The organism is Megasphaera sp. An286, assembly GCF_002163455.1.
Taxonomy (GTDB): Bacteria; Bacillota; Negativicutes; order Veillonellales; family Megasphaeraceae; genus Megasphaera; species Megasphaera stantonii.
In genome coordinates this window covers 1-16,144 of the sequence record NZ_NFIY01000029.1, presented here as the reverse complement: position 1 = coordinate 16,144, position 16,144 = coordinate 1, and the positions used below count along the sequence as shown (strand labels likewise).

Here is a 16,144-nt window from a genome sequence, read left to right as displayed (position 1 = left end):
TGGGCTACCATACGCCGTCAGAGCTATTTGATGCATTCCTCGATGAAGTTTATGCTAGTGAGTGTGTTTCCTGATTATGGTTGTTCAAATTCAACTTGCAATTTACCGACGACAGACATTCGGTACGCAGCGTCTTTTCCAATACACGTCATACATGCAAAAAAAGACATACACTGAAGTGTATGTCTTGTAAAAAAATTGGTGGGCGATAACAGGATCGAACTGCTGACATCCTGCTTGTAAGGCAGGCGCTCTCCCAGCTGAGCTAATCGCCCGGATAGTGGTGACCCCTACGGGATTCGAACCCATGTTCTCGCCGTGAAAGGGCGGTGTCTTAAACCACTTGACCAAGGGGCCATGCTAGAGTAAATGATGGTGATCCACCCGAGATTCGAACTCGGGACACCCTGATTAAAAGTCAGGTGCTCTACCGACTGAGCTAGTGGATCATAAATTTGGCAGGGGTAGCTGGATTCGAACCAACGATGACGGAGTCAGAGTCCGTAGCCTTACCGCTTGGCGATACCCCTGTATTGGCTCCTCAAGTAGGACTCGAACCTACGACAAATCGGTTAACAGCCGATTGCTCTACCGACTGAGCTATTGAGGAATAGCTTCCTCTTAAAGAGGAAATATGGAGCGGAAAACGAGGCTCGAACTCGCGACCCCCACCTTGGCAAGGTGGTGCTCTACCACTGAGCTACTTCCGCATGACGACGAAGTTTATTTTAGCACTTTCGTTTGTGCTTGTCAACACATTTTTTGAAAGTTTTTTAAGAACTTTTTTGCGACGTTCTTTCTAACCTTCTCTGTGTCGGCGCGTTCATCAGAACGCTTAATCATAATATCACGCCTCCTGTAATCTGTCAATAGATTTTTTCACTTTTTTCGCAAATAGTTGATGGAATTGATTATATGATGAATTCTACCAGATATACTCTACTTTCTCCATAAAAGAAGCGCCGCAAAAAATATCTCCGCGGCGCCTTACCTATCTTACGTTTATGTAGCTGTCATGAGCCAAGACATGCAGGAGAATCGTGTCTGTCCTGCCGCCGTTCCTTACCGCCATGATTCAGCTTCTCCGATAAAGCCGCGGACGACGTTGGGGATTTCCAGGTCTTTCGTGCCTGCGCCGTAAGCCGTGATGTCATGGACAAAGGACTTGGGCCGGGGGCCGATATAGGAAGCCAGGGTCTTGACGAGGGCCGCGCCGGTCGGCGTGACGAGTTCGCCGCGGATGTCCGTAGCATAATAGGGAATGCCTGCCAGCAGTTCTGCCGTAGCCGGAGCCGGTACGGGCATAACGCCGTGGGCGCAGCGTACGAAGCCGCTGCCGACGTGGAGAGGCGACGCGCCGATTTGCTCTATGCCCAGATATTCGAGAGCCCAGGCAACGCCGACGATGTCCAGGATGCAGTCGACGGCCCCGACTTCATGGAAATGAATCTGGTCGACAGGCACGCCGTGAACCTTTGCCTCGGCTTTTGCCAGCTCGCCGAATACGGCGAGGCTTTTCGCCTTAACGCTGTCCGACAGGGGCGACGCTTCGATAATCGCCGTGATTTCCTGCAGGCCGCGGTGCTGGTGATGATGGTGATGGCCCGTCGTATCGACGAGATGCTCGTGGCTGTGCGAACCGTGATGTTCGTGATGATGATGGTGCTCATGATCGTGCCCGCCGTCGTGCGCATGGTGATGACGTTCCGCATCAAGAATTACGTTGTAATAGACCGATTGAATTCCCAGCTTGGAAACGGATTCGCAGACGAGGGAATATCCTTCCAGCTTCAGCGAAGCCATGGCGTCCTGAAAGGCGTCGAAGGGCACGCCGGCCTGCAGAAGCATGCCGGTGAACATATTGCCGCTGATGCCGGAAAAACAATCGAGGTATAAGGTCTTCATGTATAATCTCCTTCCTGCCGCAAAGGGGCATCGCTATCGTCTTATTTCAATTCCTTATTCATCATGTCTACTGCCGCATCCAGCAGGGACAAGCCGATGACCGAGCCCATGCCCTGATCCGTATCCTGCCCCGTTTCAAAGAAGGCCTTGAGGCCCATCTTTTTCATCTGCATCTGATGAACCGGCTCGGCATATCGCGCCGAAGGGATGACGTAGTCGTCTACCTGAGAGCAGAGGGCCCGGCTGAGCAGTACGGCCGCTCCCGTCACCGCGTTGTCGAATACGACGAGGAGACGGCGATGGGCCGCCGCCAATATGAGGCCGACCATGGCGGCGATATCGGGCGAGCCGGCGCGGCGCAGCAAATCCAGAGGATCGCCGGCATCCAGTCCCAGCCGGTCCATGAGGGCCGTCAGCTGCTCCAGCTTGCCCTGTGATTTCATATGGGACGGCAAGTCGTTCATAGAATCGCGGAAGAAGGCCGCTGTGAGGATAAAGGCCGTCAGCAGACCCCGTTCGCCGATATTGCCGAGGCCGAGGGCGTTGTAATGCTCGTCGGCCAGATTTTCTCCGATTTGCAGGCCGCTGAACATGGCGTCCAGCATCTGGTCTTCCGTCATGGCCGGCCCTTTGGCCCAAAAATGGCTGCCGTGCATGACCTTCAAGTCCTGAACGCCTTCCGATTCGGGAATATTCTGCTCCAGTCCCATATCCAGCAGCAACACGCCGGCTCCTATCTGATGGGCCACCTTGTTGATATGGCCCTTTCCGGCGGCGATTTCCAGCGCGGCGGCCTTGCTGCCCATGCCCTTCGTTTTATTTTCCCCGCCGTCGACGGCGTGGTCGGCGGCAAATAAGACGACGGCTTTTTTCAGCAGCGATGGCTGCAGCGTATCGGAGACGCCGGCAATACGGCCGGCCAAGTAAGTCAAATTCCCGTCCTGAGGGACGGCAAGGCTCGACAGCTTCGCGTAGCACTCGCCGGTCTTTTCCAGATTCAGGGGGCCGATACCGGCGATTACCTGTTCCAGCACACTATCCATTGCATACCTCCTGGTTACTCATTTTTGTCTATTATACCATAAAAGGACGGCTCTCCTGCAGAGAGTCGCCCCTTTTTATGCGGCTGAACAGTTTTATAATGCGCTGCCAAAGGCGTCCGTGTCGACGATCGCCTGCTTGAAGGCTTCTTTCGTCAGCGGAGACGGCACGCAGTTCCATTCCGTAATGGCCGGCGCTTTTTCGACGATCGCGTCGATTTCGTCGGCTTTGATATCCAAATCGGCCAACTTGACCGGATAGCCGGCTTTCTTGTAGAAGGCGGCTATCCGGTCGCGCAGTTCGAACTGCTTGTCGTACGTCAAGAGGACGAGTACGCCGAAGGATACGATTTCGCCGTGGAGATGGCCTTCTACGACCTGCGGCAGCACCGTCGACGAGTTGTAGAACAAGTGGGCGATAGACGAGTTATAATAGTATACGCCGTTGTGGCCTGTCGTGCAGTTGGAAACGAGGCCCGTGCTGATGATGATGTCCAATACGACCTGCTGCAGCTCATAGGTGACCTTCTTTTCCTTGAAGTCAGCCAAGGCTTTTTCACCGTATTCGAGAAGCGGTTCCGTGCAGACCTTGCCCAAAGCCCGCCCCAGGAGAACCGTATGGAAAATGTCGGCTGCGCGGCTGGCCAATTCGCTTTCGCATTCCTTGCTCATGGCGTCGCCGATGCCGGCCCAGAACAAGTCGAAGGGCGAGTCGGCGATGATGTCCATATTGATAAACGTATGGACCGGCGGCGTCGGCAGGTAGTAGTAACCGGCGAAGGATTTATCTTCGTTGTACATGACGGCGATGGCCGTAGACGGAGCGCAGTTCGAAGCGACCGTCGGGAAGGCGAAATAGGGCTTGCCGACTTTATCGGCTACGACCTTGCAGGTGTCGATAGCCCGGCCGCCGCCTACGCCGAAAATGAGGTCGGCATTTTTAACGGCGTCTTCAGCCATCAAGGCGTCTACCCGTTCGTACGTCGCGTCGTCGCCGTACCACAGCACGCCGAGAACTTCCAGATCGGTGTTTTTAATGGCGTCGAGGAGCGGCTTTTCCGCTTTGGACAAGGCCGTTTTGCCGCCGATAATGACGACTTTTTTGCCGAAAGGCTTCGTAACCTGGCCGATGGCATCGTAAGCGTTGGCGCCGATCGTAAAGGCCGGCAGCACCAGTGTGTAATCAGACTGAGACATAATTGTACCCCCTATACAAGTTATGTAAAATATAAATAAGTAATAGCTGAAGCCGTCATGCTATACGGCTCGAAAAAGTTAAAGCAGATATATTATACCACTGTCAGCAAAATCTGACTATTGGTAAACGAACATTATGTTTTTTTGTTTTCCTCCGGCGTATATTATCAATTGATATACATATCTGCATAAAATGATATTTTTTCATCACATACTACATATGACTTGTAACCTCTTTCATTATACTAGATAAGGCATGTATATTTGAGCCATTTTTTATTTTTTTGTCACCAAAAGATTTTATTATCACCGGAGGACGGACTGTGCCCCTGCCCACCTTGAAATTTTAATCTTATTGATATATAGTTAGAGTCGGTTAAAGGGCTTGCTCTAGTAGGAATCATTATAGCAGTTCATTTCTCAAAAGCAGCCCTAAAATTTTAAAAGGAGGTTGTTTTTGTATGAACGGTTTGTATTTAGTTATTGTTTCTGCACTCGTGTTCGTACTGGCTTACCGCTTTTACGGCGCCTTCATCGCCGCTAAAGTATTGACGCTGAACCAGTACAAAGTCACGCCGGCATTCCGTTTCGAAGACGGCCACGACTATGTTCCGACGAACAAATACGTCGTATTCGGCCATCACTTCGCAGCTATCGCTGGCGCAGGCCCGCTCGTAGGCCCGGTTATTGCCGCTCAGTTCGGTTATTTGCCCGGCGCGTTGTGGATTCTTATCGGGGGCGTCCTCGCAGGGGCCGTACACGATATGGTTATCCTCTTCGCTTCCATGCGCTATGACGGCAAATCCATCGCCGAAATCGCAAAAGCGCAGATCGGCGACAAAATCGGCTTGGCTACGTCCTTCGCCGTATTGTTCCTGAATATCCTCGCTATGGCCGGTATGGCCGTCGTCGTCGTCAACGCCTTGCACGACAGCCCGTGGGGTACCTTCACCATCGGCATGACGATTCCTATTGCTATTCTCGTCGGCTTGTATCTGCAGTTCCTGCGCCCCGGCAAGATTCAGGAAGCTACGATCATCGGCGTCGTCCTCGTATTGCTCGCCGTCGTCGTAGGCCCGTCCGTCCAGGCTTCGCCGACATTGGCTCCTATCTTTACCATTAGCGCCAGAGGCGTCAGCATCGCCTTGATCCTCTACGGTTTCATCGCCGCTGCCCTCCCTGTATGGCTGCTCCTCGCTCCGCGCGATTATTTGTCCACGTACATGAAGATCGGTACGATCGGCGCCTTGGCCCTCGGCATCATCATCGTCGGCCCGAGCGTTGAAATGCCTGCCGTTACGCAGTTCTGCGCCGGCGGCGGCCCGGTTATTACCGGCCCGGTTCTTCCGTACATCTTCATCACTATCGCCTGCGGCGCTATTTCCGGCTTCCACTGCATGATTTCCACAGGCACGACGCCGAAAATGCTCATGAACGAACGCTCTATCCTCCCTGTAGGCTATGGCGCAATGCTTACAGAATCCTTCGTCGGCATGATGGCTTTGATCGCAGCCTGCGCTCTCCAGCCGGCCGACTACTTCGCTATTAACTCTACAGCCGCTCACTTCCAGGCTCTCGGCATGCAGGTCGTTGACCTCCCGATGCTGAACCAGATGGTCGGCGAAGACGTTGCCCATCGTCCCGGCGGCGCCGTTTCCTTGGCAGTCGGCATGGCTCACATCTTCTCCAGAATTCCTGGCCTCGACCACCTCATGAACTACTGGTACCACTTCTGCATCATGTTCGAAGCATTGTTCATCATGACGATCATCGATGCCGGTACTCGTGTCGGCCGTTACATGTTCCAGGAACTTATCGGCCGCGTATGGCCTAAGTTCGGCGATCCCCATTGGCTCCCCGGCGGCATCATCGCTTCCGCATTAGTATCCGGCGCTTGGGGTTACATCGTACTGCAGGGCAGCTTGTCCACGATTTGGCCTATCTTCGGCGTATCCAACCAGTTGCTGGCTATCATTACCTTGGCTATTTCTTCCGTCGTTATCTGCAGCATGGGCAAAGCCCGCTACGTTTGGGTAACAGGCTTCCCCTGGGCTGTTTTGACGGTCGTTATCTTCTGGGCAGACTTCCTCAACATGTTTGAAATCTATCTGCCTCAGGGCGAAATGCTCATGTTTACCGTTTCGGCTATCATGGCTATCCTGGTAATCATCATCAGCGTCGCTTCCCTCAAGAAGTGCATGTACCTGGCTAAGACCGTTCCTGCCAGCTACGATACTACAGCTACCGTAGAAGCAGAAGAACTGAAGCATTTGGAACAGCTCGTCGCTCAGCAGGACGACGAAGGCGCAAGAGCAAGACGCTTCAAAGAATTGACGATTGCTCATCATTAATTCGAAAATTTGCTTGTCATGTAAAAAGGCTGTCTCGTAAGAGGCAGCCTTTTTCTATATATGGTATAATGCAGTATATCCCTTGGCGGCCTGCCGGCGCAGACTGCCGCACACTGTACTGCAAGGAGATGTTTTTATGTCCGAATATATCTGCAACGATTGTCCCCGGCGCTGCGGCGTCGTCCGCAGCCAATACTACACGCCTCATGCGCCCATGGCCGGCTACTGCCATACGTCCCTGCAGCCCGTCGTAGCCAGGGCGGCCCTGCACTTCTGGGAAGAGCCCTGCATCAGCGGCACGCGGGGTTCGGGGACCGTATTTTTTACGAGCTGCAACCTGCGCTGCTGCTTCTGCCAAAACGCCTCGATCAGCACGGGCGGCACGGGTATTCCCATTACGGTAGAACGGCTGCGCGAAATCTACGGCGAGCTCATCGCCCAGGGAGCCCACAACATCAATCTCGTCACGCCGACGCCCTATACCTGGGCCGTCCGGCAGAGCCTGGAGCAGCCCCTGCCCGTCCCCGTCGTCTACAACTGCGGCGGCTATGAAGCACCGGAAACCATCGACGCCTTACGAGGTAAGGTACAAATCTATCTGCCTGACCTGAAATACATGGATTCGAATCTGGCCAAACGCTACAGCGGCGCCGCCGACTATCCCCAGGCCGCGGCGGAAGCCATCCTGCGCATGTACGACCAGGTCGGCCCCTACGAGCTCGACGACGACGGCATCCTGCAGAAGGGCGTCGTCATCCGCCACCTCATCCTGCCGGGCTGCGTCGAAAACACTAAGGCCGTCATCGACTGGGTGCGAAGCCACTTCGCAGACGGACAAGTCCTGTTCAGCCTCATGCGCCAGTACGTCCCCTGCGGCAAAGCCGCCGACTATCCCGAAATCGACCGCTTCCTCACCGACGAAGAGTACGACGAAGCCGAACAGTACCTCTTCGACAGCGGCATCGAAGACGGCTTCGTCCAGGAAAAAGACAGCGCCAGCGAAACCTTCATTCCCAGCTTCTGCGGCGAAGGCGTGCTGAAATCGAAAAAAATATAATATTCAAAGGCCCAACAAGCAGCATATCCTTATACTGCATCTATTAGAACTTCTTAAACAAACTAGATCGTCCTATATATGAATAAATACAAAAGGGAAAGGCTTCGTCATGCAGATAAAGCCTTTCCCTTAATGTATTTACATGTATAACTAAAAATATTTATTCTTTTATATCAACCCAATATCAACCCAATACACATTGGATTCATAGGCATTTAGCGCTTTAAAATCCAATGAGAGGTCTTTCTATTCTCTGAATCACGCTTAATCTTTCCTTGCTGCTTTAAACGAGTCAGCAGCGTCAATATCTTTTCTATTCACATGCCTTTATCACTTTTTCTATAAAGAGTAATACGGCGTGGCTGTTCGTCACGCCGCATTATTCGCATTCAGCTGTATATATTTCAGATTACTCTTCCATATCAAATACTTTCCCCGGATTGAGGATCAGATTCGGATCAAAGGCTTTTTTGACGGCTTTCATGAGGGCCAGGGCTGCCGGGTCCTCGTATTTGGCAAAGAGGGCCTTGCGCTTTTGGCCGATGCCGTGTTCACCGGAAATCTTGCCTCCCAAGGCGTAGACGGCGGCGCAGGCCGCATCTTCAAAGGCTTCTATCTTCGCAGCTTCTTCGTCGGCCGTAAAGCCGCGGCGAAGCACGTCGAGGTGCAGGTTGCCGTCGCCGGCATGGCTGACGCCGCGGAATTGGACGCCCTGCGCCTGCCCGATTCTTTCCAGCTCTATCAGCAGCTTTTCCAGCATATCCGGCGGCACGACAAAATCTTCCATAGCCGCTACAGGGCATTCGGCTGCCGACGCTTCCGTAAAGGCCTTGCGGGCGTTCCACACCTTATCGGCGTCGGCGACGAAGATTTCCAAAGCTCCCTGAGCCCGGCAGATTTCATCGACGGCAACGCACATATCGTCTACGTCGTCTTCGCTCTTGCCGTCGAGCTGAATGACCATGTAATTGCCATTGTCCGAGTAGGGCTGCTTTTCGTCGAGGTACTGTTCGACGACGCGGATGACGGCGTTATCCATGCATTCAAGGCACGTCGGCTCAATGCCGGCCTTGGGAAGAGCCGTTACGAGGGACAGGGCGCTTTCCACCGTCGGAAAGACGGCCAGAATATCTACGGTATATTTCGGCAAGGGAACGAGCTTTAAGGTCAGCTTCGTAATAATGCCTAAGGTTCCTTCGGAGCCGATGATGATTTTTTCCAGCGGATAGCCTGCCGTCACTTTTTTCAGCCGGCCGCCGAAACGGGCAATCTCTCCCGTCGGCGTCACGACTTCGATAGCGTATATCTGGTCCCGCGTCGTACCGTATTTCACGGCCCTGTTGCCGCCGGCATTGGTCGCCGCGTTGCCGCCGATAAAGCAGCTGTCGCCGCTGCACGGGTCGCCGGCATAGAGCAGGCCCTTCGATTTTGCCAGAGCCTGAAGCTCCGCCGTAATGACGCCGGGCTCGACGACCATGTACATCTTATCGGCGTCGAACTCCAGAATGCGGTTCATCCGTTCCGTGCTCAATATGATGCCGCCGAAATCGTTGGTCACGGCGCCGAATTCCAGTCCCGTGCCGGCGCCGCGCGGGACGACGGGAATCCGTTCCCGATTGGCCAATTTCATGACCGCCGCCGTCTGCTCCGCCGTTTCCGGCAGTACGACGGCCTCGGGCAAATGGAAATATTCCCGTTCGACGCCTTCGTCTTTCTCGTAAGGAATCAGCTTATCCTTATCAGTATATACGTATTTTTCGCCGACAATCCCCTTCAATTCTTCTACTAAGGCCGGCGTAAGATGATGATACTCTTTCACTTCGTTCCCTCCCCGAAAAAAATAAGCATTTTACGTTATTATACCATATTGACGCCCTAATTTCCCCTTGCTATGATGATGTTAACGACTCCATTCACACCTCGAGGCTCTTATGACAAAACACGTACTAACAGAAGAATTAATTTACGAAATACTCTCAGTCGTCGCCGAAATCCCTGCCGGCTCCGTCGCTTCGTACGGCCAAATCGCCCGGCTCATCGGCCGCGACCGCAACGCCCGGCTCGTAGGCAAGGTCCTGTCCATGGCCCAATGCTACGGCAAATACCCCTGCCACCGCGTCGTAAACAGCGCCGGCCGTACCGCGCCGGGATGGGCCCGGCAGAGGGTCCTGCTGGAGCAGGAAGGCGTGCAGTTCAAGCCTAACGGCTGCGTCGACATGAAGCGTTATCAGTGGGAGTATTAGTCCATAGCCACCTATCTATAAAGAAAGGGCTTGCCGCATCCGATACACGGACGGCAAGCCCTTTGCTGCATTCGTATTCAATTATAAAAACAGTCCCCGCATAAAGGGCACGAAGAAGGGCTCGTAAATGAGCCGCAGGAAGGCGAATACGACGAAACCGATCGTACCGCCGACGAGAGCGCCGTTGATGCGAATCCAGGCCAGATCTTCGCCGACCTTGCTTTCCAGGAAGGCGTTGAACTTCCTCTTATCGAAGCCTGTCAGCACGTCGCGGACGGCCACGGCGATGAGCGAATGCTCGTGTTCCAGGATGACGTTGCAGGCCCGACGGATTTGTTCGTCCAGCCAGTCCTTGATTTCCGGATGAGCGCTGCAGTATTCGACGTAGCGCAGGAATTGTTCTTCCAGCAAATCCTTCAGCTCTTCTTTTCCCTTATCGCCCTGGGTAAAGTAGTCCTTGGCCGAACGCTGCGTCGCGCTGAGCCACTTTTCAATAGGCAGGGAATCGACGAACTGGTCCTGCCAGTTCTGTACGCCGTAGGCCAGCTGGCCGTTCATCGAATACAGGAACAATTCAAACTTGCGGCACAGCCATTCGCGCTGTTCCCCTTCGGCCTGTTCCCACTGGTCCAGCCAGGAGATAATGCCTTTTTTGATGTCCTTGGCAATTTTCCGCGTGTCGACGACGCCGATAAACTTGTTAATCGTAATGATGGATACAGTCGAATGCTTCGATTCTTCCATCCACTGCTGAATGAGTTTATCCAGGAGGGCATCGAAATCGTCGCTGCGCACCAGCTCGCGGCCCAAGCCGACGGCATCGTTGAACATATGGCTGTTCGGGTCTTCCAGCAGCGAGATGAGGCGGTCCTGGAAGAAGCTGACCAACGGCTGCCGCTTCAGGTACTGGCGGATATGGTCGGCGATGGATTCCTGCGTGCTGCCCTTCTGGGCGTGGTTATAGGCGCGCTGGGCTACTTCATACAAGAGAGCGCGGAATTTTTCCCGGCCGCCGGGGCTGCGAAGCCAGCCGATAAACTTATCCATAAAGGATATCTGATACAGCTTGTCCTGCCACATGTTGGGCTGGAGCAGTTTTTCCGAAATGATCTTCGTAATGCTGTCGATAATCTGCGTACGGTTGCGGTATAGCAGCTCCGTATGATAGGGGAAGCCCAGGGGCTTGTCGAACAGCGCCGTAACGGCAAACCAGTCGGCAATACTGCCGATGAGGGCCGACTGAATGACGAAAAACAGCAGTTCTTCCCACAAGGTTACGTCGTGGGTATACCACCACCAGAAGATGGCCAGAAAGCAGAGAAAGGACAAGGCCAAAATAGCGTTGGCCCGCTGGCGATATGTCATACTATACGCCTCCTTTCACGGCATACATGACGAGATAGATGACGGCGCCGAGAATTGCGCCGACGAGAGAGCCGTTGACGCGAATCATCTGCAAATCGTACCAGACGCTGCTTTCCAGCTGCTGCGCCAGATAATTTCCGTCGTATTTCATGATTTCCTGTTCTGCCGTCTTGCCGAACCATACCTGGAGCCGCTTCAATTCGCGGGCGGCGAAGGCCAGGGCCGTGCGGTTCATCTGTTCCACCTGGTCGGGGCTTTGCCGCCACCGTTCCAGCTTGCCGATGACGTATTTTGCCGCGACGGTGCAGACGCGCTTCTGCCGTTCCGGCGTCTGTACATAGCGCTGCCAAGCTTCCTTCGTGTCGGGACGGGTAACCAGGCTCTGATACATGCGGTTCTTGTAGCTGTCGATGCGTTCATGCCATTCGCCGTTAAACTCGATGCGTTCCGTTTGCTTCCACAAGTAATTCAGGGCCTGCTTGCGCTGCGGCGAATCTTCCCGCTTCGCGTCGTCCAGCAGGCTGAGGCATTTTTCCTGCAATTTTTCGGCGACGTGCTCCGGCCGGAACATGTCCATCTTGAGGGCCGCTTTGATGGCCCATTCAAAGAGGAAATTCCGTTCGGCATACTGCTGCAGGGACGCTTCGTAAATTTCACCGATGTACTTTTTCATCGTATCGCTCTTGACGAGTATTTCCAGATGAAGGATCATGAAATCGAGAAAATCCTTCCCCGATTCGCCGCGCAGGCCGATCTTAATAGCCCGGCTCATGATGGGGGCCAAATCGATTTTTTCAATAGCCTGGCCGCCGACGCCGGAAAAGGCCTTGACGACGATTTTCATGTCGACGGTGTACAAAAACGTATTGAGGATTTGCCCAAATACGCGTTCCGCTGACTGAAAGCCCTTCTCCGTGTGGAGATACTCAAGGGTCGCTCCCAATATCGGATGATGCTTCAGCACGTTGTACATATTGGGCACCGTCAGGATTTCGCTTTCAATCATATGACGGGCCATTTCGGCGATCCGTTCCTTGCTGTTCGGAATCAGGGCCGTCTTAAAGGAAATGCCCAAGGGCCGCCGAAACAGAGCCGTTACGGCATACCAGTCAGCCAGGCCGCCGATCAGGGCCGCTCCGGCTAAATGGGTCAATAACCCGCCCCAGAAAAAGTCCTGGAACGGATACGCCAGCAGCAGGATAATCGCCGCCGCCGCCAGTATATAATTGGCAATCTGACTGCGTTTAGGCTGCGCCGCCGTGTGTAATTCAGTCATGCTATACCTCCTCTGCTCTTCCAGTATATGCAGATATTGCTGCCTTATCGAACTGTCGTTTCCTCGCCTTTGCGGGCCGGTATCCACAAGGGCACGCCGCCGTAGGCCGCCTTAAAGTCAGGCGACGGCGACCAGACCGTTCCAAAATGATGCATAGAAACTAACAGCTTGTTCACATGCACCTTGTCTAAAAATCCTTTTACGCCCCATTCGCGCGCTCCTTCCAGCCGCGCGTCTACGGGGAAAAAGGCAACGTCTACAGACAGGCCGGCCAGCTTCTTCATTTCCCGGTCGAAATTGCCCTTCGCTTCGGCGTTGTTTTCGTCCGTATCGCCCAGCCAGTGCCACCAGTTGAGGTCGCCGGCATGGAAGATGGAAAATCCGTCTGTTTCCACCAAAAAAGAACCGCCTTCGTCTGTAGAGCCATACTGGGTAATCGTTGCGTCTTCCATATGTATTGTATCATATAAACGCATAGTTTGCATTTTTTTTACGTCTACATCTTCCAGCGTCACGCCGTCGTTGAGAATATAATGGGCCGTGTGGGCGGCAAAGTCGGCAATGCGGGGATTGAAGTGGTCTTCATGCCAGTGGGTGACGAAAAACCATAGTGGCTTATCCCCTTTCGCATAGGATTCCACCTTTCCTGCCGGATCCTTAAAGTAGTCGAATACCAGCACTTTTGTATCCGTTTCAACGGCAAAGCCGCTGTGGGCTAAAAACGTAATGTTTAATCCTGTCATATCTATTCCTCCTTGCTGTACGTAAATTCCATAGGTATTATCATGAGGCTATTATATTATTATACCATTAATTGCGCCTGTTCTTGAAGGCTTGCAGCGACATTATCTTCATTTTCTCCAGATTTCTCCAACCCATCCTCTCATGGATATGACTAAGAAGAATATGTTTCGTTTTGTTTATGTCCGATTCGCAAAGGCGAGTACCAAAATAGTCATAGATGAGGTATAATAAGAAGTAATGTACTCGTGATTCAGGAGGATTATGGTATGGCTGAAAAAGCACAAATTTTAATTGTCGAAGATGAAAAACAAATTGCTCGTTTTCTTCAGATGGAGCTCGAACACGAAGGCTACGAGTGCGGCATCGAAACGAACGGAGCCGCGGCGCTGGACCGCATCGGCCAGGATCATTTCGATTTGATTTTACTGGACGTCATGCTTCCCGACATCGACGGCCTGACGATCTGCCGCCGGACCCGCGAACTATCCAACGTCCCCATCATGATGCTGTCGGCAAAGGACGACGTCGAAACGAAGGTCGCCAGCCTGGACTTAGGAGCCAACGACTATCTGACGAAGCCCTTCAACAGCAAGGAATTATTCGCCCGCATCCGCGTGCTCCTGCGCGAACGGGACTATAAGCCGGCTGACGAAAACTTCCTGCAGCTCCAGGACATGATGCTGTATTTGGACCGCCACGAAGTCGTCATCGGCACGCAGAAAATCATTTTGACGAAGAAAGAATTTGAACTCTTGTCCTATTTAATCCGCAATAAAAACATCGTGCTGACCAGAGACCGCATCGTAGAAGAAGTATGGGGATACGATTATATTGGCGACACGAACGTCGTCGACGTGTATATCCGCTATATTCGCAGCAAGCTCGGCAAGGAAAAAGGACGGGAATACATTCAGACCATCCGCGGAGTAGGATATGTGGCAAAGGATTAAACAGGCAATACTGCAGCATCCGACCTTCGCGCCCCTGCCGCTCTTCGCCAAAATGGTGCTCCTCTATTCTTCCATCGTATTCTTTATCCTCATCGTCGTATCGGTCATCACCGTCGCCAGCATTCATTACATCATGAACGACTCCATTAAAGAGGATTTGGAATCGAGCGCGCAAAACACCGTAGCCTATTTGGATTCGTACGGCAAAGTCGACTCTTCCGTCTTCGTCCGGTCCAATCTGCCCAATTTCGTTACCCTGCAAATTTACAACGGCGCCGGCAAATTGGTTTTGGATAATTGCCCGACTCATACGATAAAAAAATTGAGCGACCGCCATATCGACGAGGATATTCAGGATAAAACGGTAAACGCCCTGCCGACGACGATACAGGGCAGCGAAACGACGGAGTTTTCCTATTACAAAAAATGGGACGGCGACGACGGCAAGAGCTACTACCTGCGGTTCTCCCGCCAGCCTGATAAGGAAAACGACTTCATTACCCTGCTGTCCAAGCAGCTGCTGGCGTCTATCCTCATCTGCTTGGCCCTGACCGTTCTGACCGGCATGTACCTGATGAAAAAGTCCCTGGCGCCGCTGCGCATCATCAACGACACGCTGGAAACCATCGAGGTCAACCAGCTCGATAACCGCATTACCCTGTCAGATAACCGCAACGAGCTGCACGACTTAGCCGTTACGATCAACCAGGCCTTAGACCGCATCGAATACGGCTATAAACAGCAGCAGCAATTTATCAGCGACGCGTCGCACGAGCTGCGCACGCCGATTACCGTCATCGCCGGCTACGCGGACCTGCTGGACCGCTGGGGAAAAAACGACCCTGCCGTGCTGCAGGAAAGCATTACGACCATCAAGCAGGAAACGGAATACATGCGCCAACTCATCGAGCGCCTGTTGTTCTTCGCCCGCACGAACAGCGGCACGCTGAAGAAGCACTTCGCCGACATCAACACGGCCAAGCTGCTCCAGGATGTGTACAACGAAGTGACCCTGCTGGATCATGACCATAAAATCACGATTGTGGAAAACGACGAAGCGACGATTTATGCCGAGCCGGGCAGCGTAAAGCAAATGCTGCGAATCTTCGTCGACAACGCAGTCAAATACACGCCTGCCGGCGGAAACATCACCCTGTCCTGCCGCCGCGACGGCGACAACGTATACTATTCCGTATCGGACACGGGCATCGGCATTCCCGAAAAGGATATCGACAGGGTATTTGAACGATTTTACCGCGTCGAACAATCCCGGGCCAAAGAAACAGGCGGCTCCGGCCTAGGCTTATCCATCGCCCAATATATCGCAAAAGGGAATAACGCCGAGCTCTCGCTGAAAAGCAAATTAAATGAAGGAACGACGATTTCCGTTATATTTCCCGTGAAGAAAGAAGAAGAAATAACTGAAGAGTAAAGAGTACCCCCGCTGTCTTATTTGCAAAGACAGCGGGGGTACTTTATGTTTCGCGTCGTGTCATCTTGTTTAGGGTATCGTCATCAAGGCTTCGAATCGGCAGGCTTTGCAGCATAAGCCTATCAGCATTCTATCTTATGTGTCCCGATTCGAAGTAAGCGACTCATTACCGTTTGCGCGTCGCTTCGCTCCTTCAAACGGTGTTCCCTGCTTATGCTTATCCCAGAAACCTGGAAGGATAGGAAGCCGCACAGATACAAAAAAAGAACGCATACATGATGTATACGTCTCCTGCTGACGGTCGTCGCACCTATCAGTCGGGTCTGCACACAGGAATACTTCTTCATGACATGTGCTGCTCACGCACGGACCCGACATAAGTGACTCACACTCGTTTGCGCGTCGCTTTCGCTCCTTCAAACGAGGTTCGCTACTTATCCCAGGGCAGGCCCTGGGTAGATAAGAGGTCGTTGTATACAAAAAGAGAGCAGTGCCAATGCACTGCTCTCTTTTTGTAATCAGCGGCTTCCTATCCTCCCAGGGGGCCTCCCCCCAAGTACTTTCGGCGTTTGCGGGCTTAACTG

The 16,144-nt window shown here is 53.0% G+C and carries 12 protein-coding genes and 6 tRNA genes; 5 read left to right on the top strand and 13 right to left on the bottom strand.

Annotation, left to right across the window (positions count from 1 at the left end; genetic code table 11):
• Positions 1–199 precede the first annotated feature (199 nt).
• The 9 genes from B5F80_RS10600 to B5F80_RS10560 form a co-directional block, all read right to left on the bottom strand.
• Positions 200–275 (bottom strand) — tRNA-Val (locus B5F80_RS10600).
• Positions 276–281: 6 nt separating this feature from the next.
• Positions 282–357, bottom strand: a tRNA-Glu gene (locus tag B5F80_RS10595).
• A 16-nt stretch (positions 358–373) separates the two neighbouring features.
• Positions 374–449: transfer RNA gene (locus B5F80_RS10590), tRNA-Lys, on the bottom strand.
• A 7-nt stretch (positions 450–456) separates the two neighbouring features.
• Positions 457–530, bottom strand: a tRNA-Gln gene (locus B5F80_RS10585).
• Between the two features lie 4 nt (positions 531–534).
• Positions 535–610: transfer RNA gene (locus B5F80_RS10580), tRNA-Asn, on the bottom strand.
• A gap of 25 nt (positions 611–635) precedes the next feature.
• Positions 636–710: transfer RNA gene (locus B5F80_RS10575), tRNA-Gly, on the bottom strand.
• Between the two features lie 352 nt (positions 711–1,062).
• On the bottom strand, positions 1,063–1,905 hold the full coding sequence (locus tag B5F80_RS10570; RefSeq protein WP_087478791.1) for a LarC family nickel insertion protein: 843 nt from the start codon (positions 1,903–1,905) through the stop codon (positions 1,063–1,065).
• Between the two features lie 41 nt (positions 1,906–1,946).
• Entirely contained in the window at positions 1,947–2,948 is a 1,002-nt protein-coding gene (locus B5F80_RS10565; RefSeq protein ID WP_087478790.1) for a nicotinate-nucleotide--dimethylbenzimidazole phosphoribosyltransferase, read from the bottom strand.
• Between the two features lie 93 nt (positions 2,949–3,041).
• A complete protein-coding gene (locus B5F80_RS10560; RefSeq protein ID WP_087478789.1) occupies positions 3,042–4,142 on the bottom strand; it encodes an iron-containing alcohol dehydrogenase family protein in 1,101 nt (366 codons plus the stop codon).
• A 461-nt stretch (positions 4,143–4,603) separates the two neighbouring features.
• Between B5F80_RS10560 and B5F80_RS10555 the strand changes: the two genes are divergently transcribed.
• The gene (locus B5F80_RS10555) at positions 4,604–6,493 is read left to right on the top strand and encodes a carbon starvation protein A (RefSeq protein ID WP_087478788.1); all 1,890 of its coding nucleotides are present in this window, start codon (positions 4,604–4,606) and stop codon (positions 6,491–6,493) included.
• Between the two features lie 136 nt (positions 6,494–6,629).
• Entirely contained in the window at positions 6,630–7,550 is a 921-nt protein-coding gene (locus tag B5F80_RS10550; protein WP_087478787.1) for a radical SAM protein, read from the top strand.
• 409 nt (positions 7,551–7,959) lie between these two features.
• Here the strand turns inward: B5F80_RS10550 and B5F80_RS10545 are convergent, their stop codons facing one another.
• The gene (locus tag B5F80_RS10545; RefSeq protein ID WP_087478786.1) at positions 7,960–9,369 is read right to left on the bottom strand and encodes an FAD-binding oxidoreductase; all 1,410 of its coding nucleotides are present in this window, start codon (positions 9,367–9,369) and stop codon (positions 7,960–7,962) included.
• A 112-nt stretch (positions 9,370–9,481) separates the two neighbouring features.
• On the opposite strand from B5F80_RS10545, the gene B5F80_RS10540 reads away from it, so the two are divergent.
• Positions 9,482–9,793 carry an MGMT family protein gene (locus B5F80_RS10540; protein ID WP_087478785.1) on the top strand — a complete coding sequence of 104 codons (312 nt, stop codon included), beginning with the start codon at positions 9,482–9,484 and terminating at the stop codon, positions 9,791–9,793.
• An 81-nt stretch (positions 9,794–9,874) separates the two neighbouring features.
• Here B5F80_RS10540 and B5F80_RS10535 read toward each other — a convergent pair whose 3' ends face one another.
• From B5F80_RS10535 to B5F80_RS10525, 3 genes are read right to left on the bottom strand one after another with little or no spacing between them, the layout of a single operon-like run.
• Positions 9,875–11,158, bottom strand: coding sequence for a DUF445 domain-containing protein (locus tag B5F80_RS10535; RefSeq protein ID WP_087478784.1), 1,284 nt, complete (start codon positions 11,156–11,158; stop codon positions 9,875–9,877).
• Between the two features lies 1 nt (position 11,159).
• A complete protein-coding gene (locus B5F80_RS10530) occupies positions 11,160–12,434 on the bottom strand; it encodes a DUF445 domain-containing protein (protein ID WP_087478783.1) in 1,275 nt (424 codons plus the stop codon).
• Between the two features lie 44 nt (positions 12,435–12,478).
• A complete protein-coding gene (locus tag B5F80_RS10525) occupies positions 12,479–13,177 on the bottom strand; it encodes an MBL fold metallo-hydrolase (RefSeq protein ID WP_087478782.1) in 699 nt (232 codons plus the stop codon).
• A gap of 267 nt (positions 13,178–13,444) precedes the next feature.
• On the opposite strand from B5F80_RS10525, the gene B5F80_RS10520 reads away from it, so the two are divergent.
• On the top strand, positions 13,445–14,128 hold the full coding sequence (locus tag B5F80_RS10520; RefSeq protein WP_087478781.1) for a response regulator transcription factor: 684 nt from the start codon (positions 13,445–13,447) through the stop codon (positions 14,126–14,128).
• Positions 14,112–15,560 (top strand): HAMP domain-containing sensor histidine kinase, encoded by a 1,449-nt coding sequence (locus B5F80_RS10515; RefSeq protein WP_087478780.1) that lies wholly within the window; start codon positions 14,112–14,114, stop codon positions 15,558–15,560. The genes B5F80_RS10520 and B5F80_RS10515 overlap by 17 nt, the downstream gene beginning before the upstream one ends.
• Positions 15,561–16,144 lie beyond the last annotated feature (584 nt).